At 42.1% G+C, this 20,870-nt stretch carries 15 protein-coding genes and 2 pseudogenes; 6 read left to right on the top strand and 11 right to left on the bottom strand.

Annotation, left to right across the window (positions count from 1 at the left end):
- Window positions 1-345: 345 nt before the first annotated feature.
- Window positions 346-2,243, bottom strand: a pseudogene (locus IPJ86_03720) (amidophosphoribosyltransferase).
- 207 nt (window positions 2,244-2,450) lie between these two features.
- On the opposite strand from IPJ86_03720, the gene IPJ86_03715 reads away from it, so the two are divergent.
- The 3 genes from IPJ86_03715 to IPJ86_03705 are packed head-to-tail and all read left to right on the top strand — an operon-like array spanning window position 2,451 to window position 4,138.
- Window positions 2,451-2,822, top strand: coding sequence for a hypothetical protein (locus tag IPJ86_03715; protein ID MBK7886425.1), 372 nt, complete (start codon window positions 2,451-2,453; stop codon window positions 2,820-2,822).
- A 15-nt stretch (window positions 2,823-2,837) separates the two neighbouring features.
- Window positions 2,838-3,242, top strand: a complete 405-nt coding sequence (locus IPJ86_03710; GenBank protein MBK7886424.1) for a hypothetical protein — start codon at window positions 2,838-2,840, stop codon at window positions 3,240-3,242.
- Window positions 3,243-3,247: 5 nt separating this feature from the next.
- Window positions 3,248-4,138 (top strand): hypothetical protein, encoded by an 891-nt coding sequence (locus tag IPJ86_03705; protein ID MBK7886423.1) that lies wholly within the window; start codon window positions 3,248-3,250, stop codon window positions 4,136-4,138.
- Between the two features lie 83 nt (window positions 4,139-4,221).
- Here the strand turns inward: IPJ86_03705 and IPJ86_03700 are convergent, their stop codons facing one another.
- Both IPJ86_03700 and IPJ86_03695 read right to left on the bottom strand, forming a co-directional pair.
- A complete protein-coding gene (locus tag IPJ86_03700) occupies window positions 4,222-5,229 on the bottom strand; it encodes an amidohydrolase (protein MBK7886422.1) in 1,008 nt (335 codons plus the stop codon).
- Between the two features lie 233 nt (window positions 5,230-5,462).
- Window positions 5,463-7,027: pseudogene (locus IPJ86_03695) on the bottom strand (aldehyde dehydrogenase family protein).
- A 308-nt stretch (window positions 7,028-7,335) separates the two neighbouring features.
- Here IPJ86_03695 and IPJ86_03690 point away from each other — a divergent pair.
- Window positions 7,336-9,981, top strand: coding sequence for a PKD domain-containing protein (locus IPJ86_03690; GenBank protein MBK7886421.1), 2,646 nt, complete (start codon window positions 7,336-7,338; stop codon window positions 9,979-9,981).
- A gap of 43 nt (window positions 9,982-10,024) precedes the next feature.
- On the opposite strand, the gene IPJ86_03685 is transcribed toward IPJ86_03690, so the two are convergent.
- From IPJ86_03685 to IPJ86_03670, 4 genes are all read right to left on the bottom strand, one after another.
- Window positions 10,025-10,885 carry an aldose 1-epimerase family protein gene (locus tag IPJ86_03685; protein MBK7886420.1) on the bottom strand — a complete coding sequence of 287 codons (861 nt, stop codon included), beginning with the start codon at window positions 10,883-10,885 and terminating at the stop codon, window positions 10,025-10,027.
- A gap of 43 nt (window positions 10,886-10,928) precedes the next feature.
- A complete protein-coding gene (locus IPJ86_03680) occupies window positions 10,929-11,417 on the bottom strand; it encodes a hypothetical protein (GenBank protein ID MBK7886419.1) in 489 nt (162 codons plus the stop codon).
- Window positions 11,418-11,440: 23 nt separating this feature from the next.
- Window positions 11,441-12,073 carry a hypothetical protein gene (locus IPJ86_03675; protein MBK7886418.1) on the bottom strand — a complete coding sequence of 211 codons (633 nt, stop codon included), beginning with the start codon at window positions 12,071-12,073 and terminating at the stop codon, window positions 11,441-11,443.
- Window positions 12,074-12,559: 486 nt separating this feature from the next.
- The gene (locus tag IPJ86_03670; protein ID MBK7886417.1) at window positions 12,560-14,002 is read right to left on the bottom strand and encodes an aldehyde dehydrogenase; all 1,443 of its coding nucleotides are present in this window, start codon (window positions 14,000-14,002) and stop codon (window positions 12,560-12,562) included.
- 230 nt (window positions 14,003-14,232) lie between these two features.
- Between IPJ86_03670 and IPJ86_03665 the strand changes: the two genes are divergently transcribed.
- Window positions 14,233-16,824, top strand: a complete 2,592-nt coding sequence (locus IPJ86_03665; GenBank protein MBK7886416.1) for a hypothetical protein — start codon at window positions 14,233-14,235, stop codon at window positions 16,822-16,824.
- Between the two features lie 32 nt (window positions 16,825-16,856).
- On the opposite strand, the gene IPJ86_03660 is transcribed toward IPJ86_03665, so the two are convergent.
- On the bottom strand, window positions 16,857-17,258 hold the full coding sequence (locus IPJ86_03660) for a DUF4258 domain-containing protein (protein MBK7886415.1): 402 nt from the start codon (window positions 17,256-17,258) through the stop codon (window positions 16,857-16,859).
- Between the two features lie 108 nt (window positions 17,259-17,366).
- The gene (locus IPJ86_03655; protein MBK7886414.1) at window positions 17,367-18,155 is read right to left on the bottom strand and encodes an SDR family oxidoreductase; all 789 of its coding nucleotides are present in this window, start codon (window positions 18,153-18,155) and stop codon (window positions 17,367-17,369) included.
- 127 nt (window positions 18,156-18,282) lie between these two features.
- Between IPJ86_03655 and IPJ86_03650 the strand changes: the two genes are divergently transcribed.
- A complete protein-coding gene (locus IPJ86_03650) occupies window positions 18,283-18,810 on the top strand; it encodes a 3-hydroxyanthranilate 3,4-dioxygenase (protein ID MBK7886413.1) in 528 nt (175 codons plus the stop codon).
- Between the two features lie 48 nt (window positions 18,811-18,858).
- Here the strand turns inward: IPJ86_03650 and IPJ86_03645 are convergent, their stop codons facing one another.
- The gene (locus IPJ86_03645) at window positions 18,859-19,923 is read right to left on the bottom strand and encodes a flippase-like domain-containing protein (GenBank protein ID MBK7886412.1); all 1,065 of its coding nucleotides are present in this window, start codon (window positions 19,921-19,923) and stop codon (window positions 18,859-18,861) included.
- Window positions 19,913-20,701 (bottom strand): segregation/condensation protein A, encoded by a 789-nt coding sequence (locus tag IPJ86_03640; protein MBK7886411.1) that lies wholly within the window; start codon window positions 20,699-20,701, stop codon window positions 19,913-19,915. The genes IPJ86_03645 and IPJ86_03640 overlap by 11 nt, the downstream gene beginning before the upstream one ends.
- Window positions 20,702-20,870: the final 169 nt, after the last annotated feature.

Genomic DNA, 20,870 nt, shown 5'->3' with positions numbered 1-20,870 from the left:
AAAATTTTTCTGTTTTTAACGCAGCGGTTAGCAGCGTCCAGCAACGATCGCGGCGAATTATCATAACCAATCATAATAATCATGATAATCTGCGGCCCATAAAAGTATTATGGATTAATATTCATAAATTCGAAGGAAGTCTTTCGTGGGTAGAAAATTCTATTCACCGCAAGGAACGCTAGGTCGCGAAGCCTCGCGAGCGCGGGGATCGCAAGGTGCAGATCAATACCTTCAGAAAAATTCGCTCTTTCAAAATTAAACCTTTAAAACATTCATCATCCCGAGGCTTCGGGACAACAACTCATCAATTCATCAATTCAAAAATTGTTTTGGTAAAGGAAAATTTTAGTACGCCCGTTCATTCAACCCGGAGACATAATTTATAAACGCCCTGCATGAAACGCGGTTGCCGCCGGGTGTAGGGTAGTCGCCGCTGAAGTACCAGTCGCCGGTATGGTTCGGACAAGCGGTGTGAAGGTCGCTGATCTTTTGGAAAATAACCGTTACTTCTGCTTTACAATCAGGGGGGAGTAACCAGCTTCGCCACTCTTGCTGATATTTCTTCGTCGGTAAAAGGTTCAAAATTTTCTTCACCACATTCTGCGCCGCCAGTCCTTTTTCAATTCTTCCTTACACTCTTCAAAAACCTGGTCGATGAGGTGTTCCATATTACGCTCTTCCAGCAGACTGATCGCCGCTCTGAAAGCAATAAGATCACCCACTTTGGCCATATCAATACCATAACAATCGGGATAACGGATCTGGGGTGCCGAAGATACGATGACAATCTTTTTCGGATTCAAACGATCGAGCATGCGAATGATGCTGTTTCGCAAAGTCGTTCCGCGCACTATGGAATCATCTATAACTACAAGATTATCGACTCCCGGTTCCACAGTTCCATAGGTGATATCATAAATATGGGCAACCATATCACTGCGGTCGGTGTCGTTGGTGATGAACGTACGCAGTTTGGCATCCTTAATGGCAATCTTCTCAGCACGTGTGCGAATGGCGAGTATATCTGAAAGTTTAGACTCCTCAATAGTATTACCCATTGCAAGGATCTTCTGCTTCTTCACATCGCTCAGGTAATCATCCATACCTTTGATCAGTCCGAAGAAAGCGACTTCAGCAGTGTTGGGAATGTAAGAGAAGACGGTATGTCGAAGGTCTTTATCAACTGCATCGAGTATAGCAGGACATAAAAGTCTTCCGAGTTGTTGTCGTTCACGATAGATGTCTCTGTCGCTACCTCGTGAAAAATAAATACGTTCAAAGGAACAGGATTTACGCTCGAGAGGTTCTTTCACTAACTCCTCGCTGATTTTTCCGTTTTTCTTGATGATGAGTGCATGACCCGGTTTCACTTCCCGAATGGCTTCGAAAGGAACATTGAACGCGGTTTGTATCTGTGGTCGCTCGGATGTTACCACTACCACTTCATCATCGGCATAATACCAGGCCGGACGTATTCCCGACGGATCGCGCAATACAAATGCATCACCATGTCCGATCAAACCGGCCATCACATAACCACCGTCCCAATACTTGGATGAACGGCGAAGGATATTGGCTACATCGAGCTTTTCAGCAATGATAGGACTAATTTCCTTTTTCGTATAGCCCTCTTGTTTATACTGATAGTAAAGCAAATCATTCTCTTCATCCAACCAGTGACCGATGTTTTCCATAACGGTAACCGTATCCGCTTTTTCACGGGGATGTTGTCCGATATCCACCAGATTCGTAAATAACTCTTCTACATTGGTCAGATTGAAATTTCCCGCGACCACCAGATTTCGGGTCATCCAGTTGTTCTGTCGCAAAAAGGGATGACAACTTTCGAAATTATTTCCACCGAAAGTGCCGTAGCGAAGATGGCCAAGTAAAAGCTCGCCCATGAATTCCGCATTTTTCTTCAACCAGGGAATATCCTGCAGTTTTTCCGGATTTTGTTTTTGAATTTCACGGAAAGGGCCATTGATCACACTGAAAATATCAGCAATGGCATTTTTTTCAACGGAACGGTAACGGCTGATGTACTTTTCACCGGGAGAGACATCCAGTTTTATACAGGCCACACCGGCCCCATCTTGTCCGCGGTTATGCTGCTTTTCCATCAAAAGTGACAGCTTATTCACCCCATAGAGGGCTGTGCCGTACTTTTCCAGGTAATATTCAAGGGGTTTTAATAACCGAACCAGGGCAATCCCGCATTCGTGATAAAGAGCGTCGCTCATTTTTCTCTTCTAAGATGCAAAATTAGGGAAAGGAATGCGATTCTGCTAATTTTTTTCGAATCGAATGATTTCCGGGTTGAGTGGAAAGCTGATTATTCCCGGTGCTTCGAAGCCTTGGCGATGGATTGATTATGATTTCTGAATGAAAGTGACTTTTGTCGCATAAGTGGATATCATATATTTTTAAATTTGCCATAAATCACGAAAATGATAAAATATTGGATTATTGCAGGACTTGTTTTACTGCTGGCAGGTACTTCCGGCTGTTCCACAGAGCCCAACCTCGATACCGTCCCGGAAATTAAGTTCAGTGCAGAGGTGCAGGGTATTTTATCGGCACATTGTAATTTTGAAGGTTGTCATGGCGGAAGTGGTGGCGGTGAAGCCGGTTCACTCGTCACTTATGCCGATGTAATGGGATACATTAAAGCCGGAAATGCTCATGGAAGTAAACTATATCAAACTATAACTAAGCGCGGATTTGTGGAACGCATGCCGCCCAGCGGGTATTCGGATGTAAGTGCCGAAAATGTGAAGCTGATTTACTGGTGGATTGAGCAGGGCGCAAAAAATAACTAAGAGCAGACACAATATATGAAAATTAACCCTTTATTTGGCTGGCTGATCCTGCTAACAGGACTTTCTGCTTTTAGTTCCTGCTATTATGATAGTATGGAAGAGCTTGATCCGAGTTTCGGACTCGTGGGCAATTGTGATACTTCGGGTATTATCTCTTTCAATCAAAAAGTGCAGCCCATTCTTACCACTTTTTGCGGAACTACAGGTGGAGCCGCTTCCGGTTGTCATGGTACAACATCTACAAGTAATATTCCACTGGTAACGCATACAGATGTTTCGGCCTCTGCTTCCGATAATTTGATGGATGCTATTCGTCATGAGAACGGCGCCTCTCCCATGCCGGAAGGTGGCGGGAAACTTGACAATTGCCGCATTGCTACTATTCAAAAATGGATCGACGAAGGAAAACTTAATAACTAACGTTTATGAATTACCTAAAGTACACCCTTACCCTTTTATTGAGTAGTTATATTGTTGCTGTAAATGCTCAGGATGATTTTTCAAAGTTGATGGAAGATTCAGCTTCGTCAGGTAAAAATTATACGTTGGCGACATTTAAGACGACAAGAGTTATCAATTTTCATACAGTCGAAACCGTCGGTGAACGCACCCTCGACTTTCGTATCTCGCATCGCTTTGGTGAAGTCAATGGTGGAGTGGATAATTTCTGGGGGATAGATGGTGGTGCCAGTATTCGTCTAGGTTTGGAGTATAGTTATGACGGAAGATTGATGGCTGGCTTTGGCAGAATCAGCTATCAGAAAATGCTGGATGGTTTTCTGAAATATAAACTATTGAGACAAACTGTGGAAAGAGGAATGCCCGTCACAGCCACATTATTTGCTTCCATGTATTGTACCACAGGTAAGGATCCGCTGAAGCAACTCACAGGATTTGACAGATATGAAAACTTCTATAGCCGCCTCTCTTATAATTATCAGTTGATCGTTGGTCGTAAATTTAACCAGAATTTTTCTGCACAAATTGCACCCTGGTTTGTACACTATAACCAGGTAGATGGTATTCTGGATGGGAATGATATCTACGGAGTTTCCGCCGCACTTCGCTATAAATTTACGAAGAGAATGGCATTAACTGCAGAGTATGCGTATCGTATCAACGACTATACCAATAAAGATTATTACGATAGCTTCGGTGTGGGTTTCGAAATTGAAACCGGAGGACACGTTTTTCAAATGCATGTGACTAATTCCTTCGGCCTTGCAGAAAATCAGTTCCTGCCCTATACCAATACGAAATGGGGCGATGGTGGTATTCGCATTGGATTTAATATCTCGAGAGTGTTTACGCTTTAAATAAGGTCATTTTAAATGAAATCGAACTTTTTATCCTGAACGCTGATTTTACGGATTTGACAGATTTACGCGGATTGGAAGTATTATTCGAAACCTTTTTTCTCGAGGCTGAGCCATTCCAATGCTGAACCGCTAAGCAGGCGTTCTTTGGTAGCATCATCGTAGGGCATGGATGCAATTAATTTTCCCGGTTCGAGTTCTCCGAGAGGAAATGGATAGTCCGTTCCCAATGCGAGTTGTGTTGGTCCCATTAGTTTCATCAGGAAATCAAGCATCATAGGATCATGTACAAGTGTGTCCAGATAAAATTTATCGAGGTAATTTCTTGGGTTAACTTTATTATCCACCGCAACCAAATCGGGACGAACGTTGAAACCATGTTCTATACGTCCGATTGAGGAAGGAAAAGCTCCGCCGCCATGTGCAAAGGCAACTTTAAGCCGTGGCAATCGCTCGAAGATACCTCCAAAGATCATCGAACAAATCGCGAGTGATGTCTCTGCCGGCATTCCTACCAGCCAGGGGAGCCAGTACTTGGGCATCTTCTCCTTTGCCATCATATCCCAGGGGTGAACAAAGATGGAAGCTCCGAGGGCTTGTGCGGCTTCAAAAACAGGAAACAGCTCCGGTGCATCCAGATTCCAGTCGTTGACATGAGAACCGATCTGTACGCCGCGCAATCCGATTTGCATACAGCGCTCCAGCTCCTTGATGGCCAGTTCCGGTGATTGCAATGGAATAGTGCCGAGACCAATAAATCTTTTCGGATAGGCATGAACGATAGTGGCGATATGGTCGTTTAAAAACCTACTGACCTCAAGTGCGTCCTGAGGTTTTGCCCAATAGCTGAACATCACCGGAATGGTGCTCAACACCTGCACGTCGATCCGGTGATGGTCACACTCCTTCATCCGCGTCTCCGCCGACCAGCAATTGTCTTGTATCTCCCGGAAGAAGCGGTCATCAATCATCATCTTCGCGCAACAGGGCTTGTGATGATCCAACGAAATAAAACCGCCGTAACCAAACTTCTCCTTAAACTTCGGTAAATGCTCCGGAATAATATGTGTATGAATATCTATTTTTAACATAAAGATTTATATAGGAACGCGGATTACACAGATTTTTAGGATTTTCTCGGATTTCCGGCATCCATATTTTTGTATACTTTATAAAAGCAATTATACTCTTTCTGTCAGTTTTTCATACGGTAATTCTATCCGCGCAAATCATATAAATCCGTTTTATCTGCGTTCAGAATTCTGCGGCACGCAAAGATGGATTTGAAGGATAATTTATACGTCAGTTAAACGAATACAATTGCTTAGATATCGAATTTGATGCCTTGCGCGAGAGGAAGATCTTTAGAGTAATTGATGGTATTTGTCTGACGACGCATATATATCTTCCACGCATCACTACCGGATTCACGACCACCACCGGTGTCTTTCTCGCCACCAAATGCGCCACCAATCTCAGCACCCGAAGTTCCGATATTAACATTTGCGATACCACAATCAGAACCTTCATGTGATAAAAATGCTTCCGCTTCCATCATATCACGTGTGAAAATAGAGGAGGAGAGCCCTTGCGGCACATCGTTTTGCTGTGCAATAGCATCTTCCATCGTGGCATATTTCATGAGATAAAGAATCGGTGCAAAGGTCTCTTCCTGTACGATATGATAGCTATTCTTAGCTTCAATAATGCAGGGTGTAACAAAGTTGCCGCTTTCGTATCCTTCTCCGCTCAGGACTTCCCCGCCGTATAGTACTTTTCCTCCTTCGCTGCGGGCAGCTTCAATAGCTTTGGTAAAATCCGTTACTGCCCCATTATCGATGAGCGGACCAACCAATGTTTTGCTATCTAACGGGTGGCCTATACGAATATGTTCATAAGCCGCTTTAAGTTTTTGTGTGAACTGATCGTAGATGCTTTCGTGAATGATCAATCGACGTGTGCTGGTACAACGCTGCCCTGCGGTACCTACGGCTCCGAAAACGACAGCGCGCAATGCAATATCCAGATCAGCTTTTTCACTGATGATGATGGCATTGTTACCACCCAATTCGAGCAGAGACCTGCCGAGACGTTCTCCAACAATTTTTCCGGCACGGCGCCCTACACGGGTAGAACCGGTCACTGAAATTAAAGGAACGCGTTTGTCGGCAAGGAAATTATCACCTACATGTTTCGAAGAAGCGATAACAAGATTTAACACGCCTTCGGGAACATTATTTGCAGCAAGTACCTTTTGAATAATTTTATGTGTAGCTACAGCACAAAGCGGAACTTTGCTGGAAGGTTTCCATACCACAACATCGCCACACACCATGGCTAGCATTGCATTCCAGCTCCAGACAGCTACAGGAAAATTGAATGCCGAAATTACACCCACCACACCCAGCGGATGATATTGTTCGTACATGCGGTGCCGTGAGCGCTCACTGTGCATAGTTAAACCGTAAAGCTGTCGTGATAAACCCACAGCAAAGTCGCAGATGTCAATCATCTCCTGCACTTCTCCCAGACCTTCCTGATAAATCTTCCCCATCTCCAGCGAAACCAATCGCCCAAGAGGTTCCTTGTATTCACGCAAGGCATCTCCCATCTGACGAACAATCTCTCCGCGTTTCGGGGCAGGGATCATGCGCCAAACATTAAAGCCGTTTGTGCCGTTTCAATTATTCGCTCGTAATCATCGGCTGTGGCCTGTTGAACGGATGCAATTAATTGCCCGTCGGCAGGAGAAAAGGAGTCCAAAACATCTCCCTTGGTTTTCATCCAGTGTGTACCGGTTGATGCACCGGGGTTCAGGGTGTCGATTCCTAATGCTTTCAGCATTTCGCTGATCTGATAATCGGTGGTAGCTATTGTTTCGTTTTTCATGTATTTGCTCAAATGGAGGGTGCAAAGTTAAGAAGAAATGCGGGTGTTTTACAGAAGAACTTCAACACGAGAAGAAATAATTAAAGTACAGATATGCAATAGATTGAATTCTATTTGATTTGGAGTACTTCCAGATGGAGTGAAGCGATAGTTCGTAACCGTTTCCCCGGTTATTATTTTAAATGGTTTTGTAACGATTTTACATTTCGGCTCAGCCGGCGAAATTCCTCTTTTAAAAATATTTTAGTTCTAATTTGGTTTTTTTAATTTTTGTACATACCTTAAAGTGATTTTTAATAACTGAAATTATGAAAGGAGCAAGAAAAGAGGTTCTGGGAATTATTTTACAGTTGGTATTGGCAGATGTTTCCAAGGCGCAGTTAAGCTCATGTGTCAATGCAGATTTTGAGCAGAATAGTTTTGTTAATTGGGTGGGAACTACTGGCACATGTTGTCCGGTTAATTCCATTACGCCGGGAATTGTTACCGGCCGGCATGAAATCATGTCTGGCCCGGGCACAGATCCCAATACAAATGGTGCGATAACGGTGGTTGCTCCGGGTGGATTGTATTCGGCACGTTTGGGGAATGATAATGCAGGTGCACAGGCAGAGCAACTCCGCTATCAGGTAAGTGTAGATTCTACCAATGCACTTTTTATTTACCGGTATGCCGTTGTATTGGAAGACCCCAGTCATTCTCCTCTTGCTCAACCACGTTTTGAGATTCGGGTGTATGATCAAAATGGTACATCTATTGGTTGTGGTACCTATAATGTTGTTGCCTCTGCAGGTATACCGGGCTTTGTCACAATTACAAATTCATTTGGAAGAACCATTCAATATAAGGACTGGACGACGGTTGGCATTGATCTTTTACCCTATTTCGGACAAAATATTACCATTGAGTTTTCTACAGGTGATTGTGCATATGGCGCCCATTTCGGCTATGCTTATGTGGATTGCTATTGCAGTCCACTACAAATTCTTTCTGACTTCTGCTCAGGTTCCGGTGTGACTACATTAGCTGCGCCGATTGGTTTTGAATCCTACCTTTGGAGTACCGGAGATACAACACCCTCTATTACTATCAACAATCCAATCGTTGGCACGCAGTATCAATGTACGATGACTTCGGTGACCGGTTGTACCATTACATTAACAGCTATACTTTCTTCTACAGTGATTGCATCCGGTGTCGGGCTATCCGGATTTTGTCAGAGTGACATCCAGTTTTATGATTCTTCTATTGTCGTTACCGGTTCTCCCATTGTACAATGGAATTGGAACTTTGGCGATGGGAATTCCTCTTCTTCGCAAAATCCCATTCACTATTATGCAGCTCCCGGAACGTATTCGGTGATGTTAACAGTTACAAATGGCGTAGGATGCACGGATTCTATTTTACAGAATATTACTATTCATGCTCTACCGGTTTCTTCTTTTTCTTCAGCTACTGTTTGTGCAGGATTCTCCGGTCAGTTTACAGATGGAAGTCTTAGTTCAAATGGTTCGGTTGTTTCCTGGTGGTGGAATTTCGGAGATGGAACACCCGTAGACACATTATCAGATCCGCAACATGCCTTTGCATTACCGGGTACTTATCCTGTAACACTAATTATCGAAGATAGTGTAGGCTGCAGAGATACCATCGTGCAGCAAATAGCTACTCTTCCCGGACCGATAGCCGGATTTAGTTATATTTCCACATGCGTGAGCAATCAGGTTACATTTAATGATACTTCTGTTTTTCCAGGCACTTCTGTTGCTTCTCGGGAATGGGATTTCGGCGACGGAAGTCCTGTACTATCAGGAATCGGAAATCCTACGCATAATTATCCCGGGTATGGTGCATATGCAGCAACGTTGATAGTTACTACTGTGAACGGATGCACCGATACAATTACCAGACAGGTGGATGTCGCTTCTATCCCGGTTGCAGCATTTACCAATAATCAGGCTTGTGTAGAGGAGTTGGTCCAGTTTAAAGATGTCTCCGTCACCGCCCTTGGTAACATTATTTCCTGGTCATGGACCTTCGGAGATGGCTCACCGGAAGTAAATTCGCAAAATCCATCACATATTTTTCCATCAGGAGGATATTTTAATACTAAGTTAATAGTGGCCAATGACAGAGGGTGTAGGGATTCTGTGATAAACCCGGTTCAGATATGGTACCTGCCAGTTCCCGGAATTACGGCGGATATCAGAGCAGGGTGCGAACCATTAGCAGTTCATTTCAACGATTCATCATTTTCTGCGGATGGTGTTATCAATTCCTATTTCTGGGAATTCGGAAACGGCGATACAGCTTTAGGGTCATCACCGGGGATGGTGTATGATTCTGCAGGTTTATATGCTGTATCACTCAGTTTGGTTTCTTCAGTGGGCTGCAAGGCGAATTCGGTTTTTTCAGATTACATTGAAGTCTTCCCAAAACCAATCGCAGCGTTTCGTTTTGATCCTGAACATCCCGGAGTGTTCTTGCCGGAAGTGTATTTTTATGATCAATCCGCAGGATCAGCACTTTGGAATTGGCACTTCGGAGATAGCACTTTTTCTTCCGATCAGTATCCCATGCATCGTTATGATATTCCCGGTGAATACCGCGTTACCTTAATTATAACAAGTAATGATGGGTGTAAAGATACCACGTGGAAGGCGCTTGAAGTTCAGGATGATTATGCAATATGGATACCCAATTCTTTCACGCCCAATAGCGATGGCATAAATGATAATTTTCAAGTGAATGGATTTGGCTTTACTAATTATGAGATGAATATATTTAATCGTTTTGGGAAAGTTATCTATACTACCGGTGATAAAGTTAAAGGGTGGGATGGAAATTACAATGGTAACGAAGCAAAAATGGATGTTTATGTTTACAAAATTGATATGATAGATGTTTTCGGTAAGGCCCATAGTTATACGGGAAGGGTCACGTTAGTGAGGTAGTGACAGGTCGCGACCTGTCTCTACGACGGATCGCGACCCGTCATTACATAACCCGCACGCTCCAGACATAACTGAAATTCTCTCCGGCCTTCAGTGGAATAATCCCTTCTTTTTCCTCAATTTTTCCTGTGGAATGTACACTATCTGCTATTCCTTGCCAGGGTTCAATACACAGAAAATTGGCCCCTTTTGCTGCCCATAAACCCAGAAAGGGACATCGATTGACTTTAACACTCAGACCATGATCGTGTTGGTTACTGCGTAAATGTATACATTCCGAACGAATGTTTTTAAAGACGAGCGCATCGCTTTCAAAAAGAGCTTTTGACAAAGGGATTCTCTTTGAAGTAAAAAATGAAGCAGGTACATCGCTGATCAATCCCTCTTTCAACGGCCATAATGAAGAGTTTTCCTCATCGCTGAATTCAATATAATAATCATCGTAGTGGTCGCGCAAGTCCAGGGGTACACGAAAAGCCGGATGGGCACCAACAGAAAAGTACATCGTATCCTTTCCGGTATTGAACACATGATATTCTACATTCAATTCGTTCCCTTTTAGCGTATAGCTGATGTCAAAATGGAATTGAAATGGATAATTTTTTCGTGTATCCTCGTCATCTTTTAATCGGAAAACCAGTTTGCCGGTACCCTCTTCAATGAGATTGAAAAGTTTCTCCCTTGCAAATCCATGTCGCGGGAGCGTATATTCATTACCGTTATAAGTATAGATATTATCCTTTAATTGCCCGACAACAGGAAAGAGTACAGGCGAGCTCTTTGACCATTCTTTGCCTGCCTGCCAGAGGTATTCAAGTCGAAATAGTTTATTATATAAACGGATTAGTTCAGCGCCAAGAGGGTTAATATCTACCCGTAAATTATCATTTTCAAGTCGTAGCATATACTGTTTAACGATAGATTAATTTAATTTCCATTGTTGCGGATCAACTTATCCAGATAGGTTGTCTGGACAAATGTTCACTTATATTATGACGCACTACTTCTTCAAGATCACCGCTGCGTTCATACACCTTCCTTTGTCGGCTTGTGCTATTGCCTTTTTGGAGTAGGTTCACAATGATTTCTTCACAATCATTGTATTCAAAATTCTTGAAATAAGGAGAAAGTTTTTCCAGCCAATTGTAGGCCACTGTTCGGGCCGGCAAGTTGGAAATGGTACTCTCATCTATAAATTGAGCTTCTAGTCCATGCCGAATGGCTCGCCATTTATTTTCTCGCAGAATCCATCGTTCCGGTATTGTTCCATAAGTAGAATTGAATTCTGCTTTATTATCGCTATACCAATTTGCCATCGCATGAATCATAGCTACTAAAGCTTTCATTTCTTTTAAAGTGGCCGGTCCATCACAAATCCTTATTTCGAGTGTGCCATGTCCGGGGCTGGGTCTCAAATCCCACCAAAGATCTTTCATGCTTTTTATGGATTGAACTCTGATCAGATCCTGATATCTTTTGTTAAAGGCTTCCCAGTTTTTAAAGAAATAAGGTAAACCACAGGTAGGGATTGCTTCATAGACGGTGGGCCGTGTTGATGCGAGTCCGGAATCTTTCCTATCCAAAAAGGAGAGCTGGCAGAAAGTGCAAGAAGTATGGGAAGTTGACGAACGAAAAAATTACTGAAATCAATACATTCATCCCCATTTCTCATCCCAACATGAACATGTAATCCATACACAGAAGTTCTTCTGCTCAGCCACTGATTTCGATCAATAAGCTCATGATAACGCTTCGATTCGGTGATCATCCTGTCATTATAATTTGCCGTTGGATGACTGCCGGTAGAACATAAGCTAAGAGCGTGATCCGAAGCATATTCGTCCACCTGCTTTAAACTATTGTCAAGATCAATGTATGCTTCATGTGCATTTGTACATATCCCTGTAATTATCTCCAACATACTTTGAAAAAGTTCCTTCGTAAGTTTTGGGTTATCAATGTTTGCAATGAAATCATGCGCCTTTGGAGTGAGTTGATTGGTGCTTTTTTCCATCACCTGTAATTCAATTTCAACTCCCAATGTTAGAAAGTTATTACTTTCGGTGAAATTCAATCTGAGGTTTTCTTCCATAACAGGTCCGTTTTATGACTTTTTGAAGTATATTTCGCTATTTTGGTTTCACGAATAACAAAGTAGTTAACTGAACCAATGCCAATAGCGAAGCTGTATTTAAAGCGGCATCAATGAATAAATAAAAATACTAAATAACTTCTATCAATTAATTTAGTATAGTGGTAGTGTCAATTGCGAAGATAATAAAAAAAACTTTTGTTTACAATTTATCGGAAATTATTCTTAATAAAATACTGAGAGTAAATTAATTGATGCAGGCCCCCATGATTTTCACAGGGAAAAATCTATAATGTTGATTTAGAGAAATTGTGTTTTAGTCGAGAGTATTAATGTATAATAAAACTGCCTGTGAAAGCGTGTTCATGCGTATGGAATAGATGAAAATCAACTACTGGAAGTGCTATTACCTGGCCGAGAGTATTGATTAATCTTATTTATTTACGATCAAACCTGTTCCATTCTTCTTCCGGTTTTCACCATCATTTACAATTTGATACAAATATTTTTTTCTTCGGTAAAGAAGTTTAAAGCTTCAAATCCGCCTTCTCTTCCTACCCCGGAAGCTTTCATTCCGCCAAAGGGTGTTCTTAAATCACGTAAGAGCCAACAATTCACCCATACGATACCGTTATGTAGTTTTGCCGCCATGCGATGGGCTCTTGTCAGATGTTGCGTCCAGAGTGTAGCGGCAAGACCATAGGTAGTACTGTTGGCATAGGTTAAAACTTCTTCTTCCGTATCGAAAGGTTGTAAGGTCACCACCGGTCCAAATATCTCTTCCTGATTGGTCCGGCAATCGTGTGGGAGTCCTTCGATGATGGTGGGTTCAATATAATAACCCTCACTATGAATGCCACCCAAATGAATACGTTTTCCACCGGTTAAAATAGTTCCCCCTTCATGTTTTGACAAGTCAATGTAATGCAGGATTTTTTCCATATGCGGTTTAGATACGATCGCGCCGAGCCAGTTAGTATCGTCCAGCGGATCGCCGGTTTTCAACTTTTTCACTTCTTGCACAAAAGCAGATTTGAATTTATCATAAATACTTCTTTCAATAAATATCCTCGAACCGCAAAGACAGATTTCGCCCTGATTGGAAAAGGAGGAACGAACAGTTGTTTTAACTGCCTTGTCAAAATCGCAATCTGCGAAAATAATATTTGGGTTTTTTCCTCCTAATTCCAAGGATAATTTCTTGAACATAGGAGCCGCAATACGGGAAATTTCTTCTCCGGTTTTCGTGCCTCCGGTGAAGGATACGGCCTGTATTTTTGGATGAGCAACAATAGCTTTTCCAACTTTGGTTCCATGTCCATGAATGATATTCAGCACACCGGGAGGTATGCCGGCTTCAATGGCTAATTCGGAAAGCATAAAGGCTGTCATGGGGGTGATTTCTGAAGGTTTGGCGACGACACAGTTTCCGGATGCCAATGCAGGAGCGATCTTCCAGGAGAAAAGATAGAGGGGCAGATTCCAGGGTGAAATACATCCTGCAATGCCAATGGGTGTACGTACGGTATAGTTGATGGCTATATCTCCCATGGCATGCGCTTCTGTGGACATATGCAATGCCGCGGTCGCATAGAAGTGAAAATTAGACACTGCGCGGGGGATATCCACGGTGCGAGCTAACCATACCGGCTTACCGTTATCTATCGATTCTGCAACTGCAAAACGTTCCAGATGTTTTTCAATCAACTCACTTAACCGGATCAATAGTGCAGATCTCTCTTCGGTACGCATTGCACTCCATAAGGGAAAGGCCGCTTCAGCAGCGCTTACGGCTAACGCTACATCCTGTTCGTCACTATCAGGGATGAGACTATATACCTGTCCGGTCGCAGGATTATAATTATCGATGTATTTTCCGGAAAGCGGCGCTGTTAATTTACCGTTGATGTAATTCTGAATTTTTTGCATGGATGGATTATATTCTTCTGTAAAACTACTAATGCTACAGCAAGTTTGATTTCAATAGTGGAAATTTTTCTTGTGTGTAGTGTAAACTACTTTTCACCACCGTTTAAAAATTTGCTATTCAGGCCTTTGTGTAAACATTTGTGCGATTCGAAAATATACCTTACATTAGCTATCCCTGAAATCCTCCTCCTATTATCAATGGCCTTATTTTTTTTCAAGGTTCCCGGACTATGAAACTCCTTCATTGCACTTCCTGTAAATTATTGCTATGGATGTATTTTCTATTCTTAGCCCCTATTTTGTGCGCTCAAACGCAGGATCAGGTAAAGATCATGGCCTATAATCTTCTTAATTATCCTGCTATTTCAAATCCCAATGCTGATACTACTTTACGTAATCCCTACTTCCGGACTGTGATCGAAGCCGCTAATCCTGATATTCTTGTTATTGAAGAATTAAATAGTTTAAGTGGAGATCTGGGATTTTTGACCAATGTAATGAATGCAAGTGCTACGCTGTATGCCAAGGGAACATACATCAATAGCGATGATACTGATCGTGGAATATTTTTTAAATTTTCTAAATTTCAGTTTATCAGTAACACACCTATACAAACTGCCCTGCGCGATATTAATGCTTTTAAATTAGTTCATAATGCAAGTGGCGATACGTTAACAATTTTTGTAGTCCATCTCAAGGCGAGTACTGGTGTAACCAATGAGCAACAGCGAGCAGCAGAAGTGGATAGTTTGAGAAAGGTGACCAATGCATTTGCTCCGGGATCCAATTTCATGGTCTGTGGTGATTTCAATATCTACGGCAGCACCGAAGTAGCCTATCAAAAATTAGTAGAAGTGCAACAAGGATCAGAGGGTCAGTTTTATGATGTATTGAATCTCCCCGGTTTATGGAATAATCCTGCTTATGCTCCCTACCATAGTCAATCTCCCCGTTTAAGAAGTTTTGGTGGTGGCGCAACCGGTGGTCTTGATGATCGATTTGACATGATACTTTTTTCGAATGGTATTCTACAAACAGGAGGCGTTACGTATGTTCCAGGTTCGTTACAGGTATTCGGTAATGATGGACAGCATTATAATGATTCAATTAATCATCAGCCCAATTCCGCGGTGAGTGTAAATGTTGCGAATGCGTTGCACCATGCCTCCGATCATCTTCCTGTGATAGCTTCGTTGAATTTCACCGTTCCTTCCTCTTCACCGCTTAATGATATTGGTGTTTTTGCCTTCGTTCCACCCTTGTCTACATGTCCTGATGAAAATGTAACGTTGAAGGTGAGCGTGAAAAATTACGGAAGTTCAAGTATAAATTTTGCGAATGATCCCGCGGTTGTGAGTTTGGTTGCCGCATCACCTTCATTTGTTATTACAAATTTTTCCAAATTATTAAATGCAGGAGTACTTGCCGCCGGTGCAGATACCATAATTCAATTTCAGCCGGGATATGCAATGTTAGATAGTGGAATGTATACTTTTTCTTCACATACATTTCTGACCACAGGTGATATTAATAATGGGAATGATACTATGCCTTTTTCTACATTTATAATTCAGACAGGTACTTCAGCAACAGTATCTCCTGTTGGACCGCTTCAGTTATGTACGGGCGATACAATTCTGCTTAGCTGCAGTTCTGCCAACTCCTATTTATGGTCAACCGGGGCCACAAGTCAAGCTATCTACATATCAACCCCCGGACTCTATACAGTTACAGTGACCAATAATTTTGGTTGTGTTTCAGCATTGGCTCCAATAGTAGTAACCGCCTTAAGTGGACAATTATCTGATACAATTTTTTATGAAAATATAGGATCGGTTGCTACTACTACTGCTATCGCTGTCCATGAGTTTAACAATGGATTTTTAAGCGATGATTTAGCGATGAGTGGTAATGGTGATGTTAGGAACACGCAGCAGTCCTCTAATTATGGGCAGTCGAGTGCTGCTGCTAATGTTTTTTTAACCAATGTTGCAGGAAGAAATTTCATCATTTCAGGCATTAATACACTTGGAAAAGCGAATGTGGAATTAAGTTTTGGCATTTATAAAAATTCGACAACTGCAACCGGTGTTGATTTAAAAGTGCAGTGGAGTGAAGATGGTGTTACTTTTAATGATTTGAGTTTTGCTTCATTAAGCAATGGGGCAGGTTGGTATTTCCGTACAGCTTCCGGAATAATTCCTGCAACTTCTAATTTACATTTGCGATTCATGAATACCGGTACGGCAACACAATATCGAATTGATGATATTCTTTTAACAGGGTCGAATAACCCGGTTATTTCCGGTAACGGTAATCAATTTTTATGTCCGGGTGATACTATCCCATTATTTGCTTCTCCCGGCACTACTTATCTATGGAACACGGGTGCAACTACTCAAAGTATATTAGCGACTTCAGCCGGTTCCTACTCTGTTATTATTGACTGTATTTCAACTGCACCGTATTTGCTCCAGGCTTGTCCTTTGCCTGTTCTGAATCTTCAGGTGTTATTGGAAGGTCAATATATGGGTGCCGGACAAATGCGGGCTACCCTATATGAGTCAGGTGCCAATAATCAGCCTTTTGCTGCTGATTCGGTACATATTGAATTAAGATATCCTCAAGCGCCATTTGACATCGCATATGGTGCAAATGCACTCATTACAACATCAGGTTCGGTTTCATTGACCTTGCCCTCCCTTCTTTTAAATCAAAGTTTTTTTGTGGTACTTAAACATCGAAATTCATTAGAGACATGGAGTAAAATGCCGCTGTGGATAGGTGGAGCAATAACTAATTTCAACTTTCCTTCACCCTAAGAAATTAGTTTTAGTAAGAGTGAGGCGTATTGTTATTTGCAATCACATTCGAATTCATTCTCTAAATCTATCACCGTAATAATACCGGCTTTTGCATCACAGTCGCCCACAACAATTCGAACGCGTTGTTTATCCCGGGTAATTCCTTCCACTGCGTAAGTAGGACAGGGCCTGTCTTTTAAATCACTCTTATTGTAATTTATACTCCCGTCGCTTAAAATTTCTTCCACTTCTGATTCGTCGATCTGCCTGCATTCCATTCTGCATTTAGCATGTTTGGTATAATAAATTGGCTTATGACGAAATGCCGCTTCGCGACGATCGATGCGGGAGGATGTACTATGTTCGGGATTTTGCCGGAAGAAAAGGAGATATGTCGCGATCAATGCGAGCAGTATCAACAATGAATAAATATCCTTTCTTTTTTTATTCATTATGAAATTTCATTCATTGATGAGATGTGTTGAATCAGAAAATAGACCTTCTTAAATTCGAAGCCAATCTTTCATTTCAACAGCGTAGAGGGTAATGGTATCCATGTTTTATAGGCAAGCTGTTCTTCCACCGTCAACGGGTACATTGATCCCGGTGATGTAGGATGCAGCAGGGCTCGCAAGGAAGGCGATGGCATTTGCAATTTCTGACGGATCCGCAAAACGTCCCATCGGAATTTCACTTTCCATTTCATTGACAATTTCATTTTCCGACTCGCCCGAATTTTTGGATTTATTTTCAATGATACTCTGCAGGCGTTGTGTATTGGTCGCTCCCGGGAGAACATTGTTCACCGTAATGCCAAAGCCGGCCACTTCACCTGCTAATGTTTTCGACCAATTTGCCACTGCGGCACGCACGGTGTTGGAAACGCCCAGACCTTTTAAAGGTTGCTTGACAGATGTGCTGATTACATTGATGATCCGGCCATATTTTTCTTTCTTCATTCCATCCAAAAGGGCTTGTACAAGTATATGATTGCATATAAGATGATTTGAAAAAGCAGCTAAAAATTCTTCTGTTTTTGCATTGGAGATGAGTCCTCCGGGAGGTCCTCCGGTATTATTTACTAAAATGTGAATAGGCTCATTGCTTTTTACCAATGACTCCATCTTCGTTTTAAGTGGATTGGGTTCACTATAATCTGCCACTAAAAATTTATGACTTTGCCCCATAGTTGTATCCAGAGAGGATAATGTATCACGTAATTTTTCTTCATTTCGTGCGAGTAAAATGACATGGGCGCCTAGCCTGGCAATTTCCTGGGCCGCCGCCCGTCCAATTCCCTGTGTGCTTCCACAAACCAATGCTGTTTTATGTTGTAGGTTGAGATCCATAGTGTGCGAAGATAAGAGGTTATTCCCGGAATAAATAATCCCTTGTATTGGCGGCCTCGCCCCCCTGAAAGTTCAGTTTTTCATGCATATTTTTAGTATCTTAGTCCTCTTCAAAACTCAACGCATTATGGCCGTAGCAACACCCTTCAATCTGAAAAAGTGGATCGATGAAAACCGTCATTTATTAAAACCTCCTGTGGGGAATCAGCAGGTTTTTAAGGCCAATGATGATTTTATTGTAATGATAGTAGGTGGGCCGAATTCACGGAAGGATTACCACTGGGAAGAGGCAGAAGAACTTTTTTACCAATTGGAGGGAGATATTACAGTTAAAATTATCGACGAAGGAAAGCAACGTGACATCCATATCAAGGAAGGTGAAATGTGGTTGCTGCCAAAATGTGTTCCTCATTCCCCACAGAGAGGTCCAAACACGATCGGACTGGTGATAGAAAGATACCGTGATCCACAGGAAAAAGATGCCTGCATGTGGTTTTGTGAAAAATGTCACAATAAACTATATGAAGAATTTTTCAGTTTAGAAGATATCGTCAACCAATTGCCACAAGTGATGAATAAATTTTACGCATCATTGGATCTGCGTACCTGCAAAAGTTGCGGATCGGTGATGGAACCACCAACGGCGGTGTCGTGATCGTCGTTGTAGTGACAGGTCGCGACCTGTCACTACGACAAACGGATATTACAATTTCAATTTTTCCATTTTAATATGTCTCCTGATCCATCTCGGTAAAATAATGGCGCCGATGAACAGATAGGGATAATAGCTGAGCATTCTCCAGAGGATACTCAACGTCGGAGCAAGTCCTTTGGAAATAAATTCCCCCAGAAAATCAGTAAACATGTATTCCGCGAGACCACTGCCACCCGGTGTTGGACTCAAAAGAATGATGATGCCCATGATGACCTGCTTGCCGTAAACTACAAAATCATGAACCGGCATATTGCCATGAAATGCATGAATGATGCAATTGACAATAGAGTAACGTGCAGTCCATGATACAAAGGTGGATCCCAGTGACCACATCCAATAATTGAGATTTTTATCTTTTAGTCCATTGGAAGCGATTACCAGTTGATCTCCGGTTTCTATTGCTCCTTCTTTCCATCGTCGTAACAAGGGCGCAGAAAACATGCTGATGAGTAATCGTTTTACAAAATGTGGATTTACAAACAAGGCGTAAGCCACAAAGAGTTTATAGGCGAGGATTAAAAAATATACAGTCCAGAAAGTATAAAATATACTGTTCCCGAAACTCGTATTCATGTGAATGCCGGAGAATAAGGCTTGCTTACTGGCAATAAAGTAAACCAAGGGTGCCATAACGGCGAGGAATATACCATCAAGGAAAGAAGAGTAAAGTATGGCAGTTATACTTCGCCCCATATGAATGCCTTCGCGGTTCAAAATAAAAATGGCAAAGATGAATCCTCCACCCAACATACCCGGTGCTAAAGCAGAGCTGAATTCCCATAACATGATAACAATAAATGCTCTGCTCCAATTGAGTTTATTATCGGTCAATACCCGAATACGAACCATATACGCCCAATCGCGAATAACAACAGAGACGATAGCCAGGAAGAACCAAAAAGTGGAATTCCTTGTCCAATTTACTGCACGAAAGGCAGCGATATCAAAATCTTTCAGGAAGAGCCAAACCGTCACGCCTAAACCTATCAATACCGGCCATATAATTCGCTTCGGCGAAAAGTGCTTAAGTAGTTCCCTTGGATCAGTTTGCATCCTCTTCGGGTGGGGCTTGAGTTTCAGGGGCTGCTTCCGGTGTACAGATCACGAAATTATTGAATCCTTCCCCCATAAAAATGAGTAATACGCGATTTTGCAACAATTCCAGCAAGGCAAGAAAAGTAAATACCGCATGAAGTTTAGTACCGCATTCTTCAAAGATATCGGTGAAATTGGATTGCGGTTTTTTTACCAGCATACCGCGTATATAATCTTTTTGTGAATCTATTGAAAACGGCAGTTGAACAATAGTATGCATTACTTTATTCTGATTCACTTCAAAGCGCGACATCACCTTTTCAAAAGTGGCAATGAGACGATAAAGTGTCAGTTGATTCAGTTCTCCTGCATAGCCGGCATCGCTGGTATTTATCATTTTGGAGAGTTCCTGTTGCAGATTTCCTCTCTGGAAACGCATCAGTCGTTCATCTTCCATAGCCCGGAGATCTTCCGCAGCAGCTCTGAATTGTTTGTAATCGAGTAACTGGCGTACCAAATCCTGACGGGGATCAATCTCATTGCCTTCTTCGTCTTTCTCATAACGTGGCAGCAATAATCTCGCTTTGATACGCATTAGCGTTGCGGCAACCAGAATAAATTCACTGGCCAGTTCAATATTCATGGACTGCATCTGATGCATGTAGTCGAAAAACTCATTGGTGATAATTGCAATCGGAATATCATGAATATCCAACTCGTCCCTTTCAATAAAGAAGAGCAAGAGGTCAAAAGGACCTTCAAATTGGGGCAAACGTATCTCGAAACTTTCGCTCACAGTGTGGGGATGACTTACGGAATCAAATTTCCATCTTTTTCATCAGCAAAACAAAAGAAGATGATCAAATTACTGAAGATGTATTAAAATAGAGTAGAAGGTGGTTGAAAAAAAGAAAATATAGCCGGGCCGGACCAGAATAAAAAAGGCTGTCCCGGATAGAGACAGC

Source organism: Bacteroidota bacterium (assembly GCA_016713925.1).
GTDB lineage: Bacteria > Bacteroidota > Bacteroidia > AKYH767-A > OLB10 > JAJTFW01.
The sequence above is the reverse complement of the archived record's forward strand: the minus strand, read 5'-3'. Positions and strand labels throughout refer to the sequence as shown.